Here is a 15,052-nt window from a genome sequence, read left to right on the forward strand (position 1 = left end):
AGAAGGATCATGGGATTACCTCGCTTCTTGGTGATGGGAACCAGGGATGACTAGTGGCAGAGCAGGAGGCTGAGGTTGCTCGGCTTGGCCGACTCGCAGCCGAGGACGGTCAGGGTGCTGCCACCGCCGCCGCCGTGGCCGCCGCCGGGAGCTTCCATGGCCTGGAGGTCGAGAAGGATCATGGGATTACCTCGCTTCTTGGTGATGGGAACCAGGGATGACTAGTGGCAGAGCAGGAGGCTGAGGTTGCTCGGCTTGGCCGACTCACAGCCGAGGACGGTGAGCGTGCTGCCGCCGCCGCCGTGGCCGCCCCCGGTAGGGGCTTCCAGGCTCTGGAGGTCGAGAAGTACCATGTGGTTACACCTCCTTCGGTGACTCGTCGTCGGAGCGGAGCCGCTCGGCGGATCCACGCACAGGCAGTGCCCCTGTCAAGGCGCCTGTGCCGCCGGGCGGCCCGGTAAAGGGGAGGGACACCGGCTGCCCGTGCAGCGCGGCGCCCATCGCGAACAGGACTCCGGCCGTGCCGGTCGCGAAGTCCATCGAGAGCCTGAGCAGTTGGTTGCCGGGGAAGGCCAGCCCGCCGCCATAGGGCAGCGCGTGCCAGCTCAGCCCGCGGATCTGCTCGGCCAGGTCGGTGTCGGAGCCGTGCGGTGCCGGCCCCAGGCCCGTGGCGAGGGCCGCGACCATGCCGCTCCGGCCGGTGAACAGCCCCGGCTGGACGAAGTAGCGGCCCCGGGTGACGAGCCGGCAGCCGTCGAGCGCGGCGCGGAAGTCGTCGTCGTCACGGTGGGCCAGATAGCGGGCGAGGACCAGACCGATGCCCACGGAGCCCTCGTCCAGGTAGGGGAGGGTGCGCCAGCCCTGGTTGACCTGGAGCGTGCCGTCCTCGCCGGAGGTGCAGCGCCGCAGGTCCTGGCGGAGCGCCACGGCCGCCCGGTCGAGCAGCGACGTGTCGCCGGTCCGCTCGTAGGCGTGCAGGAACAGCAGGGCGGGGCCGGAGGAGCCGTACATCAGCCCCGCGCGGGGGTTGCTCCCGCCGCTGGTCTCCGGCACGTCGCCGGGCCCGCCGAGCCGGTCGGCGCAGACGTCGACGGTCCGCAGCGCCAGGTCGGTGAAGGCCGGCTCCCCGGCGGCCGCGCCCAGGTGGAGCAGGTTCAGCCCGGCCCCGGCGAGCCCGCCGAACAGGCCGAGCTCCAGCGACTCCCACTTCTCCCGCAGGCACAGCTCGACCGTGTCGAGCGCGTCCTGGCGGTGTCCGAGCAGGTCCAGGACGTGGGCCACGCCGTGCAGGCCGTCGTAGAAGCCGATGCCCGTCCCCCGGCCGGGGGCCAGGGCCCTGCCGCGCAGCCAGTCCTCGTGCTCGGGGAAGCGGCCCGACCCGGTCGCCGCCAGCGCGTAGAGCACGCCCGCCGCGCCGTAGGCGAGGCTGATGCCTCCGCCGGGCTGGAACTGGGCCACGTCGCCGGGGAAGAGCCGGTCCTCGCGCTCGGGGGTGGCGCTGGCCAGGATGGCCCGGCACATCGCGGCCCTGACCTGGGGCCAGCCGTCCCGGCCCGGTGCGGGGGTCGGCCGCGCCGTCACCGGAGCGGTCCCCATGACGGTCCGGACGGCCTCCTCGATCACCGCGGGCGCCACCGGGAAGGTCTCCGTGATGAGCCCGGCGAGCTGGACCACCTTGGCCCGGTCGAGCGGCAGCATGATCGTGAGCTGGGGGGCGAACAGCCCGAGACAGAGGCAGGCCAGGGCGTAGACGTCGACCTCGACGCCCTGCCGGTCGGCCGGCGCGCCGAAGGCGGGGTGGGCGAGGGCGGCCCGGCCGCGGTCCGCGGCGAGGGTCGCGACCTCGTAGTCGATCAGGACCAGCCGCCCCTGCTCGGTGATGAGGATGTTGTTGGGGTGCAGGTCGCCGAAGACCACCCCCCGCCCGTGCAGGGACTCGACCGCCCGCCGGACCTTGGGGAGCACCTCCAGCACCCAGGAGGTGTATCCGGCGACGGCCTCCTGGTCGCAGTCGGCCCTGGTCAGCGGGTATCTCTGCACGAGGAGCCGTTGCAGCGGGTTGCCGTCGACGAACTCCTGGACCAGGAAGTGGTGCTCGCCGAGCGTGAAGTAGTCGAGCAGCGCCGGCACCGCCTCCAGCCCCGACAGGCGCTCCAGCATGTCCCGCTCGTGCGCCAGCCGCGCCACGGCGTCGCGGTCGGCGGCGTCGAGCCCGGCGTACGGGCGGGCCTCCTTCAGCACCACCCTCTCGCCGCTGCGCAGGTCCCGGCCGAGATACACGCCCCCGCCGTTGGAGAACTGCATGACGCTCTCGATCGTGTACGGCAGGCCGTTGGTCGTGACAGCGTTGCGGGCCGCCAGGTGGGGCTCCAGGAACTCCGGCAGCGTCACCCAGGACGGCAGGCTGAAGGCGGGCTCCCGCACGTCGGGGACCAGCCGTCCCTCGCCGTCCTCGACGGCCAGCACCAGCTCGCCGTTGCCGCCCAGGCAGCGCCGGGGCGTGAAGCCGCCGTAGCGCACGTAGAGGGGGCCCTCGGCGTAGCGGAGATCGCTGAGGATGTAGGGGCCTCTCACTCCGTGGAGCAGCCCGTTGAGCTCCTTCAGCGTGAGTTCGAGCTGGCCCTCGTCCAGGGGGTAGATCGTCACGAGCTTGCCGCTGGCGCCGCGGTCGGCCGCCTTGGAGTTCAGCATGGTCATGACCGGCCGGTTGCGCAGGAACTTGAACGCGATGTCGCGCGGCACGCAGTAGTCCCAGACGGCCTCCAGGGCGCGCTCGGCGTCCTCCAGGCACGCCGACACGTGGATCTTCCAGCCCTGGGCCGGCCTCCGCGTGGCCAGGGGCGCGTAGTGCATCCAGGTGTCGGTCGCCTGGTGCTCCCAGCCCTCGGGGACCTGCCGGGCCACGAGCGGGAAGTCGGGGTGGTCGCCCCGGCGGCCGTCAAGGGTGTCGTAAAAGAGCCGGTCCGCGAGGCAATAAAGCTCATACTGGTCATTCACGGCAATCTCCCTGCTGTCTTCCAGAAGAGAGAATTACGGATAACCCGAGAAATCACCAGTTACAAACTCAACTACTCATACGTGCGAACTTCACAGCCTTAATCATGAAGATGTGTGCCACCTGGGCTTTCACATTAAAAGTGAAACTTATTCGGAAAAACCCCGGGGAACTTCGGCGACCAGATTGAACCAGCCGCCCTCGCCGGCGCTCACGCGCACCGTGCCCCCCAGCCGGGCCAGGCGGTCGCGCAGATTCCCCAGGCCGTCGCCGGCCGGCGGCCGGGGGCTCCGCCCGGGGACGCCGTCGTTGGCGACGGTCAGGCGGAGCAGGCCGTCGTGCTCGGCCAGCTCGATCACGCATGTCCTGACCATGCTGTGCCGGAGCATGTTGGTGACGCCCTCGCGGACCACGGTCCCCAGCGCGGCGCTCACCTCCCGGGGCAGCGCGGTGGCGTCCACCCGGACCGAGCAGTCGGCGCCGAAGCTCGCGAGAAGGGCCTGGGCCCGCATGCTCTCACCCTGGAGGGACAGGTGGCGGTGGGCCTTGGAGACGTTGCGTACGGCGTGCGCGGCGTGCCGTACGGCCTGGAGCGCCTCGCCCAGCTCCCCGCGCAGGCGCGCGTCGCCGGCCGCCCGCCGGTAGGCCAGCTCGCTTTTGATCGAGGCCAGCCAGAGCCAGTGGCCCACCAGGTCGTGCATGTCCCGGGCGAACTCCTCGTGCGCCCGCGTGACGGCCCTCTCCTGCTCGGCGCGGAGCCGTTTGATCCGCAGCGCCAGGACGACCGTGACGCCCAGTGATATCAGGACGGTTCCGGCTATGACGGCTGCGGCGACGTATAGCTGGGGTGGCATCGACCGGCTCTCACTGGAAGGGCGGTATACCTGGACATAAACTCAAGAAATTGTTTAACTGTCAATAAAGAAGAACAATGCTCTGGTGGCAGAGGGTGATCGGAAGAATGGCGACGGCCCTAATCCATAACACGCTGTTATAACCCTGCATAACCGGGCGGGAGTCCCGGCGTGGCCGGGGCCCGTCGGTCGAGCTCGGTGGGAGATTCGTCGGTCGAGCTCAGTCGAGCTCAGTGAAGGGCGAGCGGCAAGGGGACCAGCAGGTAGGTGCCGCCGAACAGGGCCGCCGCGGCCACCAGCAGGAACAGCAGCACCCAGAACCCGCCGGGCAGGAAGGTCAGCCGGGCGAGCTGGTCGGCGTCGGAGTCGGGGGCGCGGCCGCGCCGCCGCTTGCGCTGCAGCTCCACGATCGGCCGGACGCCGCCGAACAGCAGGAACCAGACGGCCAGGTAGGCGAGGACGGCGTCGATGTCGGGCGGCGCGTACCAGGTGAAGGCGGCTATCGCCCCGCCGGTGGCCAGCAGGCTCACCACGCCGAACAGGTTGCGGATCAGCAGCAGCATGCAGCAGAGCAGCGCGATCACGATCGTGATCAGGATCGCGACGTAGCCCGAGGCGGTCAGCCACGCCCCGCCAAGCCCCAGCAGGGACGGGGCGACGTATCCGGCGGCGGCGGTCAGGATCATCCCCGGACCGGTGGGCCTGCCCCGGGTCAGCGTGACGCCCGAGGTGTCGAATGTTGAGGTTTCCAAACGGTTTGAGTGCGGATGCGCTGGTGGGCGGCGCTGTTGACATCCAAACAGTGGGTTGGTAACTTGTGGAGAGCGGGGCGGAGAGGGGCGGTGAAATGACCTTCAACGCTCCGATCAGAGACTAGCAAGATCGCCTCTGAGCAGCCAGGTTGACGCCCAAACAATGGGTTGGTAACTTGGAGGTAGGACGACGGAGGGCCGGAAGCGGCCCCGAGGCGCACAGGCGGACGTCCGGTAAAAACGGACTGAAGCACCTAGATTGACAGCCTCACAAGAGGTTGGTAACTTAGAAATAGCGCACCACCGCTGAACGGCCCTAAAGGCCAGGATGCAGAGTGGAGACGCGCTAGTAAATTGAGAATCTATGGGCACCGTCGCCAGAAGAACGGTCCGGGGCAGGTAGCTGTTGCTGAAAGGCGCAGATCCTAGCCTCGTGAGGTGGAGATATAAAGACGGCTGTCATTCGCCGCGCCCCAGTCAACAAGGTTCCGTGAAACGACCGAAAACCATGGGCCCGATCTTCGGGCAACACTGGCTCTGGGTTGGAACCTGTCGTCATTTCGACGCACCCCAAGCGCACGGGCGGAGCCCACAAAGATCCTTAGGTACCGTGCGTTTGGAAGTCTGCCGAAACCCCCCGACAGGACTGTAGAAAGATCTACATGCGGTACACCGTTGGTTTACCCAGCAGACCCGTGCGACTACGAAAGAGCAAGGAGTACCATCCTGTAGGTGCGCGCGTACACTGCCGAGGATGTGACCCAAATGGTTAACCAGCGCATTGATTCACTAGAGCTTCGCCGACTCGTCGAAGCAGGTAGAACGTACAGAGAGATTGCAAAACACTTCAATGTCTCTGTGAGTGGCGTTCAGCAAGCTGTTGAACGCATTGGATTGCAGAAGAAAACTCTTTCGCACAAGAAGTTCATACCATGGACTCTGGCGAAGGAGCACGGACATTCCGGCCCCGCTACTTCCTTGCGAAACTTGTCCAAAGTCGCACAAGGGCAGCAAGTCCCCATCGCCAAGCTGAACACGGCCCTTCGCTGGGCCTATCGGCTGCACGACGGGGAAATGGACATCGACTACACCCCCGAGGACGGCTTCTTCGAGAAGCCAGCCTCCGACCCCTGGCACATTCGCATGATCCTTGAGGACGTGCAACGTGCTGTCGATGGAGACGACGAATAGAAGGTGCGGCCCCTAAGCCAAGGGGTCGCCTTTTCTATCCCCCCATATAGTAGATTGGTAACACCATGGAGCTGGGACCGCTGGACCTCATCGCCGATCTTGACGCACCCGAGGTCCTCTACAGCAACCACGGCCTCATGATCGTCTGCTCTGGCGGACGGGATGGCAAGCTCTACGAGATCCTGCCCAACGCGGAAGCCACAGTCGCTGACCTGCAAGACGGGATGGCCCAGCTTCCGCAGGACGCAAAGCTTCGTGACGCCTTCAACGACGAAGGCGAAATCTGCATCAACTTCTGGTCAGCAGCCTGATTTTTCGCGCACCTTCAAACAAGAGCTTGGAAACGATCTATTGACCCGACGAACATCAGTATCGAGACTCACCTCCATCGCCCGATGCGGAACAGCCTTCGAGCTGGAGCGCATCGAGCGCCTCCCCGCACTGCCGGCCGGATGGACCATCCAGGGCATCGCCATCCACGAGGCAGCCGACGCCTGGGAGAAGTCCGGCCGCACCATGGGCATCCTGGATGCCCAGGAGGTCTTCAAGCGCGCCTGGCGAGCCGAGATCGCCAAGGCCGACCAGCGATACCCCGACCGGGACCGCTGGCTCGTAGGCGGTCGTAAGAAGGTCCAAAACGACCTGATCGACCGCTACGAAGGCGGCCAGCAGCAGATCGCCGACTACATCGACTACAACCGCAGCGACAACACCCTCAGGCCCTACGAGATGCCTGACGGCTCGGTGGCCGCCGAGATCGGCTTCGAGGTCGAGTTCCGTGACATCACCATCCGGGGCTACATCGACCTCCTCATGGAGGACACCCGCACGGGCGCACTGCTGGTGCGCGACATCAAGTCAGGCGCGAAGGTGCCGCCCGTGCCCTTCCAGCTCATCGTCTACCGCAGGGCCGTGGCCGACATCTTGGGCCTGGAGGTGAGCTGGGGCGATTTCTTCATGACCCGCGACGGCAAGCCGACCAAGCCCGTGGACCTCACCACCCTGGACGAGTCACTGATCGAGGAGTGGTTCGTCCGCCAGGTGCAAATCGAGGAGCAGAACTTATTTCTTCCTAACCCAGGTGACGCATGTCGCACCTGCGGCGTGATCCAGCACTGCCCCCTCATGAAGTGACAAGGAGCCCATGAGCAGCGCCATCGAGATCTTCAACTTCGACCAGGCCCCAGTGCGGGTCGTCATGCGTGACAGCGATCCCTGGTGGGTCACCAAGGACGTGTGCGGCGTCCTTGAGCACACGGACCCGTCCGTCGCTCTCCGCATGCTTGACGAGGACGACAAGTACACCCTCCAGCGTTCTCGCAGCTCAGATACTCCGTACTTTGAGCACCCCTCCATCGACTCCCGCGTTCAGTCGCTCTCCGTAGTTAATGAGGCGGGTCTCTACACTCTGCTCCTCCGCAGCAACGTGCCGGGGGCCAAGCGGTTCAAGAAGTGGGTCACCAGTGAGGTGCTGCCGACCATCCGCAAGACGGGCGGTTACGGAGCGCCCCAGCGCGAGGTGTCCCGCAAGGAACTGGCCTACATGGTCATCGAGGCCGAGGAGCGGGCGGAGATCGAAGCCTCTCGCGCCAACTTCGCCGAGAGCCAGGTTGTCGAGCTGACCCCCAAGGCCGACCGCTATGACCACTTCCTGAACACCTCGGAGAGCAAGAGCATCCGGGAGGTGGCCAGGATGCTCAAGCCGTACGGGATCAAGGAGCGTCAGTTCATCGACGAGATCCTGCGCGAGGACTGGGGCTGGATCGAGAAGCACACCACGGCGGCCAAGGTGTACCCAATCGAGCGAGGCTTCATGGTCAACCGGATCGTCTACAAGCCCACAGGCGAGACCCTCACCCAGGGGCGCTTCCACAAGAAGGGCATCGACCGCGCCTTCACGAAGCTGGGCCTGGGACTGCCGGAGGAGGTGGCCTAGATCCTTCTTCTTTCTCACGCTAAGAGAAAAGCCAAATCCGCGGGTGCCCCCATCCCTGTGGTGTGGCAGACGCTCGCCGACATCACGGCTCATGTAAGGCGATCACAGGTCGCCATGGTCGCCGCAGCGCCAGGAGTGGGTAAGTCGGCACTCACGCTCAACCTGGCCATCCGTTCGGGGTGCGAGGGCATCTACATGTCCGCCGACTCGGATGAGGTCACCCAGGCCATCCGAGCAGCGGCCATCCTGACCGGCGATCGAGTCTTCGACATCGAGGCCGCCTACAAGGCCGGCAAGGGCGAGAAGTACGACAAGGCCCTGCGCGAGTACACCAAGATGTGGTTCGACTTCGACGCAGCCCCCTCGTTGACCCACATCGAGGAGGAGGTGATGGCCTACGCCTACGCCTACGGCAAATGGCCTGAGCTGATCGTGCTTGACAACCTCGCGAACGTGTTCGACGAGGGGGGCGGTGAGGGGTTCACCGGCCTGGAAGCGACCATGTCGTTCCTGACCGACCTGGCCAGGAAGACCGAAGCGGCTGTGGTCGTCCTGCACCACGTAGTAGGTGACGCCGAGTCCGGGGACCAGCCTCTCAAGCTGAAGGACATCCGAGGGAAGATCTCCAAGCTTCAGACCCTCATCCTCGGGCTCGCATACACCGATACGTATACGACGGTTGGGCGTGCGTTGGGTGTCTACGTCTTGAAGAACCGCTCGGGCAGGGCCTCGGCATCTGGGGACCTGATGGTCGAGCTGGAGGCAGACCTGGACCGAATGCTGATCAACGACATGAAGACGCCCGCGTCAGGGCCTGGAGTCCCTGACATCGTCTGGGAGGACTTCAAGCAGGAGTTCGATGATGAGCGCCTCAGGGAGCGTGAGGCTCATGAAGCGCTGTGAGAGGTGTCGGAAGAACCGCTCTGAGCGGTTCTACACCGGCCCCCGAGGGAGGATCTGCACCACCTGCCAGAAGCAGTCCCGCAGTGAGGCCCACCACCGCCGCAGGGTCGGCAAGACCTACGGCCTGGAGGCCGGCGAGTACGACACCTTGTTCGCCGCCCAGAACGGGGCGTGTGCCATCTGCAAGGGCACTCGACGTCAACGGCTGAGCGTGGACCACGATCACCGTGACGGGGTCGTGCGGGGCCTGCTGTGCCGGATGTGCAACGGCCGACTGCTCACCGCAGCCAGAGACAAGCCCGACGTTCTGCGCGCCGCCGCCGACTACCTGGAGCGCCCTCCCGCGATCGAGGTCATCGGCCGTCGCTACGCCTCCGAGGAGGCCAACGACAACCGACGCCAGAGGAAGAGGAAGCGATAAGGCCCTTTTTTGAGCGCTGAAACAAGAGGTTGGTAGCGATGGACCTTCCCATCACCCCGCTACTGGAGTTCTTCGGTGCGACCGTCCCTCCCGTGGAGGAGGGCGGTCGGTGGCGCTCCATGAAATGCCCCTTCCATGACGACACCCAGGCGTCGGCCAGCGTCCGCTACGAGGCGTTCAACTGCCAGGCGTGCCCGGCCAAAGGCAACGCCCACACCCTGCTAAGGAGGGTAGAACTCGATGAAGGCTGTAGTCCCCAGTCAGTCCTCCAGGACGTTTACGGAGACGGCCTCACTCAAGTACCACGAGCAGCTCGACGACGAGGCTTTGGCCTATCTGATGGGCCCGGAACGGCACCTCACCGAGGAAACGATCGCGCTGCACCGGTTCGGCGTCGTCCGTTCACCTGAGCCCGGACACGAGCACGTAAGGGGCTACCTGTCCATCCCCTACCTGACGCCTGCCGGGGAGTGCATCTCCATACGCTTCCGGCGGATGGGGGACGCTACCGGCCCCAAGTACATGTCGGTCGCTGGCGACATCCCCCGCCTGTACGGCACGGAGGCACTTCAGCGCGGTACACGCAACATCTGCGTGACCGAGGGTGAGTTCGATAGGGCCATTGCCAACCAGTGCGACCTGCCCGCCGTGGGGGCTCCTGGGGCCAACGCCTGGGAGCCCGTCTGGCGACGGCTGCTGGTGCAGTTCGACTCCGTGTTCGTGCTGCATGACGACGATGAGGCCGGTCGAGAATTCGTCGTGAAGGTCTCCGGGGGATTGGACAATGTCCGCCCCATACCCATGAGCCGGGGGGATGTTACTTCCTTCTATGGAGAGCATGGGCGCCAGGGTCTGAGAGCGAAGCTCGGGGCCTAAATTCGGACAAGTTGGGCCCCCTTTTTTTTTTCGAGCCAAACAGGAGATTGGTAACACGATGACCAGCGAAGAACTCGCCAACGAAGTGATGGCGGCCGTCGTCGCCGTCCAGGCCCGAATCCTCGGTGTCGGCCAGGAGCAGTACGACGAAGGTTCCCAGCAGAAGTTCGAGCTGATGAGCCTCCAGGAGATCCTCCAGTACGCCATGGAGGAGGTCGAAGACGGCATCGCCTACAACGTGATGCTGCGCTACAAGCTCACCCTGCTGTCCAAGGCTCTCAACCAGGCGTTCGCCGGATACGAAACCAGCTCCGCCGCTCGGCACGCCAAGCCGGTCACCCCGATGTCCACCAACCCACCGGCCGCGCCCGCCTTCGACAACTTCAACGCCTTCGGCGGCACCGTCTGATGCGGATATCCGGAGAGTGGGAGCTTGATCCCGGGGAGCTTTCGGGACTCTTCCAGGCCAAGGGCTGGTGCTACCACACCGAAGACGGCCTGATCATCCCCAGCGCCAAAACCATCGAGACCGTGCTCGCGCACCTGGTGGAAGAGGCGCTCGACGCCCGCAAGGACGAGGCCCAGGGCGGTCGCTTCATGATCTGGAAAGACCCCGAGCTGCCCAACAGCTACGACCTGTGGCTGAACGTGGGCTTCATCTGGGACGACGACGCCCTGAGCGACGAGGAGAAAGCGATTCTCGGCCAGGACGAAGAGGAGAACGAATGACAGATCTGCTGCTCAAGTCCCGCCAGGCCGCCCTCAAGAGACACAAGACCCGCCAGCAGAACGGCCTGTGGTGCGAGCCCGGCTGTATCTTCCACCGCCAGAAGACCGCCGAGGATCACTGGGCCACCCACATCGGCGGCTGGACCTTCATGTACGTGGACACCGTAGACAAGTTCGCCAAGGAAGGTCTGTTCGATTGACCACGCAGCGGATCGTGATCCTGTCCGATACCCAGCTCCCCTTCGAGGACAAGCGCGCCCTGCGCAACGTTCTTTCTTTCATCGGTGACTACCAGCCCGACGCCGTCTACCAGATCGGCGACCTCATGGACTACCCGACACCGTCCAGGTGGTCCAAGGGCACTCGCAACGAGTTCGAGCAGCAGGTCATCAAGCACAGCGACTACGGCAAGAAGAACCTCCTGGAGCCGTTGCGCAAGATCTACTCCGGGCCCGTGGGAATCCTGGAAGGCAACCACGATGAGCGCCCAAGGGTCTACCTGGCGCAGAACGCGCCCGCCCTGGCGGAGTTCGCCGACACCTTCCACTTCGCCAAGCTGCTCGACTTCGACGGCTTCGGAGTCGACCTGATCAAGCCGTTCACGAAGGTGGGCCAGGACACCGTCCTCATCCACGGCCACGAGATCAAGGGCCTGTCCCAGATCGCCGGGACCACGGCCTACAACCACGCTGCCAAAGCGGGGGCGAATGTCATCATGGGCCACACCCACCGACTCGGCATCCGCCGCCACACCGCCCAGTACATCGGAGGCAAGCCCGTCCGCAGGTGGGGCTTCGAGGTCGGCAACATCATGGACGTGAAAAAGGCCGGCTACCTCGGAGCCGGTGGAGTCGCCAACTGGCAGCAAGGCTTCGGCATCCTCTACGTCGGCAAGTACGACGTCAGCCCCTACGCCATCGACATCTGGGGCGATGGCTCCTTCGTCGTCGAAGGCGAGCGCTACGGCGCGCTCAAGCGCGGCTCAGGCGGAAAGTTCGCCCCCACCTCCTGACGTATGCCCGGAAACAAGAGATTGGCAACTTGTTGATCAGTGATGAGCACGCCGAACTGCTGATGCAGGTAGCAGCCCACGTCGGCCGGAAGTTCGCCTGGCAGTACCCGACCATGGCGGCCGACGACATCGCCTCCGAGGTCGTGGCCGAAGCGCTGCGCGAGTGGAAGCACAACGCCGCCCAGTTGGCCAAGGCCGCCGACTACGACCGCAGCGAGTACGAGGTGCTGTTCTTTCTTCTTTCTCGCAGGGCCAGCGTGTACTGCGGCAAGCAGCACTACGCCTACATGCTGGAGAACCCGCAGGCAGTGGTCTACACGCCGCGAGAGGTCCGGGCGCTGCTCAAGGAGTTCTACTACCACCCAGACTCCTACACCACCCCCAGCAAAGACGCCGAGCACGCCACAGCGGTGGACGCCAAGAGCCTGTGGGTCAACCTAGCCGACCTCAAGTCAGCCCTGGAGCGCGTCAGCGACAAAGTCCACGACACCATCCTGTGCGCCTTCGGGCCGGAGGACCTACAGCTCCCCGAGCCTGACAAGCGGCGCGTCAGCGACGCAGTGGCCACCCTCACCCGCGAGCTGAACCGCCACCTCAACCCACAAATCACCAGCCACGAAGGTCCCGGCCGGCGCAAGGCCATGACCAACGCGAACGCACTCAACACCACCAGAACTCAGGGGAACTGACTTGACCTTCACCTTCGGCCCCACCGGCGAGACCGTCTACCAGCGCACCTACAGCCGCACCCGAGCGGACGGCAGCAAGGAGACCTGGCCCGAGACGGTTCACCGAGTCGTCCACGGCAACCTCGACCTCGTCCAGTGGCCCAAGGACGGCGCACCCTACTTCCGCGAGAGCATCGAGCTTTCCAAGCTGATGGAATCCTTCGCTGTCCTCCCGGCAGGCCGGCACCTGTGGGCCAGTGGAGTCCGCGGGCGTCAGTACCTGTTCAACTGCCACACCTCAGGCTGGACCGACCGCTTCTCCGAGCACTTCGAGTTCACCTTCCTCCGCCTCATGGAAGGCGGGGGAGTCGGCAGCAACTACGCCTCGAACTATCTCGACGTCTACGGCCCCGTACGCCACAACCTCGAAGTCCACATCGTGTGCGACCCCGGCCACCCCGACTACGAGGTAATGAAGGCCGAGGGCCTGCTGAGCGACGAGTTCTCCCACGAGTGGGACTGGCCGATGGTCATCGAGGACTCCCGCGAGGGTTGGGCCAACGCCCTGTCGGATCTGCTGGACGCTTTCATGCGGCCCGACACCCAGCACATGGACCGCGTCTTCGACGTCTCCAACGTCCGCTGCGCGGGCTCGCGGTTGAAGACCTTCGGAGGCACCGCCAGCGGCCCGGCGCCCCTGGCGCGGATGCTCCACGAGATCGTCCAGATCCTGGGCGACCGAAACTTCGACCCCACCTACAACGGACCCACCGACGCCTGGCACGTCAACCCGCTGGACGCCATGGAGATTGACCACGCCATCGCCCAGTGCGTCGTGGCCGGTGGCAACCGCCGCTCGGCCCGCATGGCGATGCTCCCCTGGGATGACCCGAACATCTTCGACTTCATCGACAGCAAGGCCATGGGTGGCCACTGGACCACCAACATCTCGGTGGTCATCGACAACGACTTCGTCAATGCCATCCACGGCTACGGACATCCCGAGGACCTCAACCACGCCCAGGCCGTCCTGGAGCGCATCTCCATGGGGATGTTGCTCAACGGTGAGCCCGGCATCTGGAACCGCGACCTGTCGCAGGACGGCGAGACCGGCGAGGTCTACGCGACCAACCCCTGCGGGGAGATAGCCCTGGAGCCCTTCGAGAACTGCAACCTCGGCCACCTCAACTTGGCGGCGTTCGTAGAGACCGGGATCTTCGACATCGAGAAGGCAGAGAAAGCGGCCCGCTTGATGACCCGCTTCCTCATCAGGGCCACCTTCGGGGATGTGAACGACCCCAACCAGGCGGCGATCCTGGCCAAGAACCGCAGGATCGGTGTGGGCCTGTTCGGGGTGCAGGAGGCCCTAGCCCTCCTGGGCATCCGCTACAGCACCGCCCCCCAGAATGCCTATGCGCGGGCGATCTTCAGAAAGCTCAAGAAGGTTGTGCGGGACGAGGCCCGCGACTACGCCTTCCAGCTCCGCATCCCCGAGCCGGTTAAGGTAACCACCATCGCCCCCACCGGCAGCATCGCCAAGCTGCCCGGCACCACCGAAGGCATCCACCCGATCTTCTCCAGGTACTACATCCGCCGCATCCGCTTCTCGACCCTCGACGTCGACCAGCAGGCACAGGTGGAGGCGTACCGCGCCCAGGGCTACAACGTCGTGGACGACCCACAGGCCGCCAACACCGCCGTCGTCGAGATCCCCTCCAAGGAGTCCGTGGTCGAGCGAGTGGAAGCCGCCGGCTGGCCCGGAGACATCGTGGAGTCCGCCGACGAACTCACCCTTGAGCAGCTCCTCAACTTCCAGGCGATGGTCCAGAAGGAGTACGCCGACAACGCGGTGTCCTTCACCGCCAACCTCGACCCCAAGCTCTACACCGTCGAGTCTCTCGCCGAGACCCTCAAGAAGTACTCCACGGCCCTCAAGGGCTCGACCATCTTCCCCGAGCAGGGATACGAGCTGGCGCCCTACGAGCGCATCACCCAGCAGGACTACGAGGACTGGGTGGCCTCCACCGGCCTGACCAACGTCGAAGACGGCACCGACGAGGACTGTGCAAACGGAGCCTGCCCCATCAGGTGAATCCGCCCCTAGTCCACCCCATACATAAGTGAGAGCAGGAGCACAGCATGAGCTTTGACCAAGACCCCTGGGCCGCCGAAGCACCGGCCGCCGACCCGTGGGCCTCTGAGGCCCCCACCACTGAACCGCCCGCCGATGAGGCGCAGGCGACCACGAACACCACCCCGAGCAAGGAGAGCACCATCACCAGCAACGGCACTTCTGAGGGCAAGGTCGTCACCACCATCAAGTACGGCGCGGGCTTCGACGCCCCCTGGACCGTCATCCACAGTGACTCCGTGGCTGAGGCCATGAACACCCTCAACGAGGCCAAGGCCCTGCTGGAGCTGACCGCCAAGGTGGCCAAGTTCGCCAAGACCCTCGACTCGGGCACCGCCCAGGCCGCAACGCGCAGTGGCGGTGGCAACGCCGCCGCAGCCCAGCGGCCGGCAAGCCCCCCGCCCGGCCAGGAGAGCAAGTCCTGCGCCCACGGCGAGATGAAGTACATCACCGGCAACGGTGCCAAGGGCCCCTGGGCCGGCCACTTCTGCCCGCTTGAAAAGGGCAACCCCGACCAGTGCAAGCCTCTGTTCGTCCGCAACAAGTAGCCACGACTGCGGTTTTTCATGCCCTGAAACAGGAGG

Annotated in this window: 19 protein-coding genes; 14 read left to right on the forward strand and 5 right to left on the reverse strand. The window is 65.3% G+C overall.

Annotated features, from left to right (window positions below; translation table 11 throughout):
* Window positions 1-50: 50 nt before the first annotated feature.
* The 5 genes from ACZ6R6_RS16830 to ACZ6R6_RS16850 form a co-directional block, all read right to left on the reverse strand.
* Window positions 51-182, reverse strand: coding sequence for a SapB/AmfS family lanthipeptide (locus ACZ6R6_RS16830; RefSeq protein ID WP_470094217.1), 132 nt, complete (start codon window positions 180-182; stop codon window positions 51-53).
* 39 nt (window positions 183-221) lie between these two features.
* Entirely contained in the window at window positions 222-353 is a 132-nt protein-coding gene (locus ACZ6R6_RS16835) for a SapB/AmfS family lanthipeptide (protein WP_306868154.1), read from the reverse strand.
* A 4-nt stretch (window positions 354-357) separates the two neighbouring features.
* Entirely contained in the window at window positions 358-2,997 is a 2,640-nt protein-coding gene (gene lanKC, locus ACZ6R6_RS16840; RefSeq protein ID WP_470094219.1) for a class III lanthionine synthetase LanKC, read from the reverse strand.
* Between the two features lie 147 nt (window positions 2,998-3,144).
* Window positions 3,145-3,849, reverse strand: a complete 705-nt coding sequence (locus ACZ6R6_RS16845; protein WP_470094221.1) for a sensor histidine kinase — start codon at window positions 3,847-3,849, stop codon at window positions 3,145-3,147.
* Window positions 3,850-4,079: 230 nt separating this feature from the next.
* Window positions 4,080-4,601, reverse strand: coding sequence for a M50 family metallopeptidase (locus tag ACZ6R6_RS16850; protein WP_470094223.1), 522 nt, complete (start codon window positions 4,599-4,601; stop codon window positions 4,080-4,082).
* Window positions 4,602-5,333: 732 nt separating this feature from the next.
* Between ACZ6R6_RS16850 and ACZ6R6_RS16855 the strand changes: the two genes are divergently transcribed.
* From ACZ6R6_RS16855 to ACZ6R6_RS16920, 14 genes are all read left to right on the forward strand, one after another.
* Window positions 5,334-5,792, forward strand: coding sequence for a hypothetical protein (locus ACZ6R6_RS16855; RefSeq protein ID WP_470094225.1), 459 nt, complete (start codon window positions 5,334-5,336; stop codon window positions 5,790-5,792).
* Window positions 5,793-5,857: 65 nt separating this feature from the next.
* On the forward strand, window positions 5,858-6,103 hold the full coding sequence (locus tag ACZ6R6_RS16860; protein ID WP_470094227.1) for a hypothetical protein: 246 nt from the start codon (window positions 5,858-5,860) through the stop codon (window positions 6,101-6,103).
* Window positions 6,104-6,143: 40 nt separating this feature from the next.
* Complete coding sequence (locus ACZ6R6_RS16865; protein WP_470094229.1) at window positions 6,144-6,926, forward strand: RecB family exonuclease; 783 nt, start codon at window positions 6,144-6,146, stop codon at window positions 6,924-6,926.
* A gap of 10 nt (window positions 6,927-6,936) precedes the next feature.
* Window positions 6,937-7,728, forward strand: coding sequence for a BRO family protein (locus tag ACZ6R6_RS16870; protein ID WP_470094231.1), 792 nt, complete (start codon window positions 6,937-6,939; stop codon window positions 7,726-7,728).
* Between the two features lie 60 nt (window positions 7,729-7,788).
* Window positions 7,789-8,631 (forward strand): AAA family ATPase, encoded by an 843-nt coding sequence (locus ACZ6R6_RS16875; RefSeq protein WP_470094233.1) that lies wholly within the window; start codon window positions 7,789-7,791, stop codon window positions 8,629-8,631.
* Window positions 8,618-9,052 (forward strand): endonuclease VII domain-containing protein, encoded by a 435-nt coding sequence (locus tag ACZ6R6_RS16880; protein WP_470094235.1) that lies wholly within the window; start codon window positions 8,618-8,620, stop codon window positions 9,050-9,052. Before ACZ6R6_RS16875 ends, ACZ6R6_RS16880 begins: the two co-directional genes overlap by 14 nt.
* A gap of 240 nt (window positions 9,053-9,292) precedes the next feature.
* Window positions 9,293-9,928, forward strand: coding sequence for a toprim domain-containing protein (locus ACZ6R6_RS16885; protein WP_470094237.1), 636 nt, complete (start codon window positions 9,293-9,295; stop codon window positions 9,926-9,928).
* A gap of 58 nt (window positions 9,929-9,986) precedes the next feature.
* Window positions 9,987-10,337, forward strand: a complete 351-nt coding sequence (locus ACZ6R6_RS16890) for a hypothetical protein (RefSeq protein ID WP_470094239.1) — start codon at window positions 9,987-9,989, stop codon at window positions 10,335-10,337.
* Window positions 10,337-10,657 carry a hypothetical protein gene (locus ACZ6R6_RS16895; RefSeq protein ID WP_470094241.1) on the forward strand — a complete coding sequence of 107 codons (321 nt, stop codon included), beginning with the start codon at window positions 10,337-10,339 and terminating at the stop codon, window positions 10,655-10,657. Before ACZ6R6_RS16890 ends, ACZ6R6_RS16895 begins: the two co-directional genes overlap by 1 nt.
* Complete coding sequence (locus tag ACZ6R6_RS16900; protein ID WP_470094243.1) at window positions 10,654-10,857, forward strand: hypothetical protein; 204 nt, start codon at window positions 10,654-10,656, stop codon at window positions 10,855-10,857. Before ACZ6R6_RS16895 ends, ACZ6R6_RS16900 begins: the two co-directional genes overlap by 4 nt.
* A complete protein-coding gene (locus ACZ6R6_RS16905) occupies window positions 10,854-11,669 on the forward strand; it encodes a metallophosphoesterase (RefSeq protein ID WP_470094245.1) in 816 nt (271 codons plus the stop codon). The genes ACZ6R6_RS16900 and ACZ6R6_RS16905 overlap by 4 nt, the downstream gene beginning before the upstream one ends.
* Before the next feature lie 29 nt (window positions 11,670-11,698).
* A complete protein-coding gene (locus ACZ6R6_RS16910; protein ID WP_470094247.1) occupies window positions 11,699-12,358 on the forward strand; it encodes a hypothetical protein in 660 nt (219 codons plus the stop codon).
* A 1-nt stretch (window position 12,359) separates the two neighbouring features.
* Window positions 12,360-14,429, forward strand: a complete 2,070-nt coding sequence (gene nrdJ / locus ACZ6R6_RS16915) for a ribonucleoside-triphosphate reductase, adenosylcobalamin-dependent (protein ID WP_470094249.1) — start codon at window positions 12,360-12,362, stop codon at window positions 14,427-14,429.
* A 47-nt stretch (window positions 14,430-14,476) separates the two neighbouring features.
* Window positions 14,477-15,016 carry a hypothetical protein gene (locus ACZ6R6_RS16920; RefSeq protein ID WP_470094251.1) on the forward strand — a complete coding sequence of 180 codons (540 nt, stop codon included), beginning with the start codon at window positions 14,477-14,479 and terminating at the stop codon, window positions 15,014-15,016.
* Window positions 15,017-15,052 lie beyond the last annotated feature (36 nt).

Source organism: Streptosporangium sp. NPDC048886, from assembly GCF_055586905.1.

Coding starts and splice junctions, on each gene's coding strand:
- ACZ6R6_RS16860 (WP_470094227.1), top strand. CDS start 5,858: ATGGAGCTGGGACCGCTGGACCTCATCGCCGATCTTGACGCACCCGAG.
- ACZ6R6_RS16870 (WP_470094231.1), top strand. CDS start 6,937: ATGAGCAGCGCCATCGAGATCTTCAACTTCGACCAGGCCCCAGTGCGG.
- ACZ6R6_RS16890 (WP_470094239.1), top strand. CDS start 9,987: ATGACCAGCGAAGAACTCGCCAACGAAGTGATGGCGGCCGTCGTCGCC.
- ACZ6R6_RS16900 (WP_470094243.1), top strand. CDS start 10,654: ATGACAGATCTGCTGCTCAAGTCCCGCCAGGCCGCCCTCAAGAGACAC.
- ACZ6R6_RS16895 (WP_470094241.1), top strand. CDS start 10,337: ATGCGGATATCCGGAGAGTGGGAGCTTGATCCCGGGGAGCTTTCGGGA.
- ACZ6R6_RS16830 (WP_470094217.1), bottom strand. CDS start 182: ATGATCCTTCTCGACCTCCAGGCCATGGAAGCTCCCGGCGGCGGCCAC.
- ACZ6R6_RS16880 (WP_470094235.1), top strand. CDS start 8,618: ATGAAGCGCTGTGAGAGGTGTCGGAAGAACCGCTCTGAGCGGTTCTAC.
- ACZ6R6_RS16845 (WP_470094221.1), bottom strand. CDS start 3,849: ATGCCACCCCAGCTATACGTCGCCGCAGCCGTCATAGCCGGAACCGTC.
- ACZ6R6_RS16885 (WP_470094237.1), top strand. CDS start 9,293: ATGAAGGCTGTAGTCCCCAGTCAGTCCTCCAGGACGTTTACGGAGACG.
- ACZ6R6_RS16920 (WP_470094251.1), top strand. CDS start 14,477: ATGAGCTTTGACCAAGACCCCTGGGCCGCCGAAGCACCGGCCGCCGAC.
- ACZ6R6_RS16835 (WP_306868154.1), bottom strand. CDS start 353: ATGGTACTTCTCGACCTCCAGAGCCTGGAAGCCCCTACCGGGGGCGGC.